Annotated in this window: 2 protein-coding genes; both read left to right on the forward strand. The window is 72.0% G+C overall.

Features of this window, described 5'->3' with window-relative positions; translation table 11 throughout:
• Window positions 1-164 precede the first annotated feature (164 nt).
• Window positions 165-752, forward strand: coding sequence for a L,D-transpeptidase family protein (locus BN11_RS18540; protein ID WP_235435542.1), 588 nt, complete (start codon window positions 165-167; stop codon window positions 750-752).
• 119 nt (window positions 753-871) lie between these two features.
• Window positions 872-1,087, forward strand: a 216-nt coding sequence (locus BN11_RS18545) for a 3-keto-5-aminohexanoate cleavage protein (RefSeq protein ID WP_048701952.1), incomplete at its 3' end; no start/stop codon positions are given.

The following is a 1,087-nucleotide window of genomic DNA, read 5'->3' on the forward strand; positions in this document are numbered from 1 at the left end:
CCACGACCAGCACGACGGCCACGACCAGCACGCCGGCCACGACCAGCACGTCAGGCACATCCACGCCGTCAAGCACGACCAGCACCTCGAGCCCGACCACGCCGAGCCCGACCACGCCGAAGCCGACCGCCACCACCCCGCCGCCCCTGACCGACACCTCGACCATGAAGCCGGGCGACCGGGGCGCCGCGGTGCAGCGGATGCAGCAGCGCCTGTCCGACCTCGGCTACTGGCTCGGCACCCCCGACGGAGACTACGGCTACAACACCACGCAAGCCGTCATGGCCCTGCAGAAGACGGCCGGCCTCGGCCGCGACGGCATCTACGGCCCGGCCACCCGGGCCGCGCTCGACCGGGGCGTCAGGCCCACGGTCGTCGTCAGCGGCAACGCCGTGCAGATCGACATCGCCCGCCAGGTCCTGACCATCGTCGAGAACGGCGCGATCGTCGCGATCGTCAACACCAGCACCGGCAGCGGCGAGACCTACATCAGCGGCAACGGCCAGCCCGCCGTCGCCACCACCCCCCGCGGCACCTTCTCGGTCATCCTGCAGATCGACGGCCTCGACAAGGGCCCCCTCGGGGACTTGTGGCGCCCCAAGTACTTCCGCGGCGGCTATGCCGTGCACGGCTCCGCCTCGGTCCCCGCCTATCCCGCCTCACACGGCTGCGCCCGGGTGAGCAATGCCGTCATGGACATGATCTGGGCCCGCGACCTGATGCCGATGGGCCGGACCGTGGTCGTGTTCTGACCCGGTCGAGAGTGCACGACACGCCGTAATGGTCATGCCATTACGGCGTGTCGTGCGCTTTCGACGGGAAAGGGCGGGGGCGCATTGTCGTCACGGCCCGCGGTCGCTAGGTTCGGAGGATGCTCACCGCCTGCCTCAACGGCGCCCGGCTCCCGGGGGAGCACCCGGCGCTTCCGCATACGGCCGAGCAGTTGGCGGCGGACGCCGTGGCCGTGCGGGCCGCCGGTGCGGCCGAGGTGCACATCCATCTCAAGAACGCCGCCGGCGCCGACACCCTGACCCCCGGCCCGCTCGAGCAGGCCCTGCGGGCGATCCGCGCGGCCGCGCCGGGTAAG

Source organism: Nostocoides australiense Ben110, assembly GCF_001050535.1.
Classification (GTDB): domain Bacteria; phylum Actinomycetota; class Actinomycetes; order Actinomycetales; family Dermatophilaceae; genus Nostocoides_A; species Nostocoides_A australiense.

Coding starts and splice junctions, on each gene's coding strand:
- BN11_RS18540 (WP_235435542.1), top strand. CDS start 165: ATGAAGCCGGGCGACCGGGGCGCCGCGGTGCAGCGGATGCAGCAGCGC.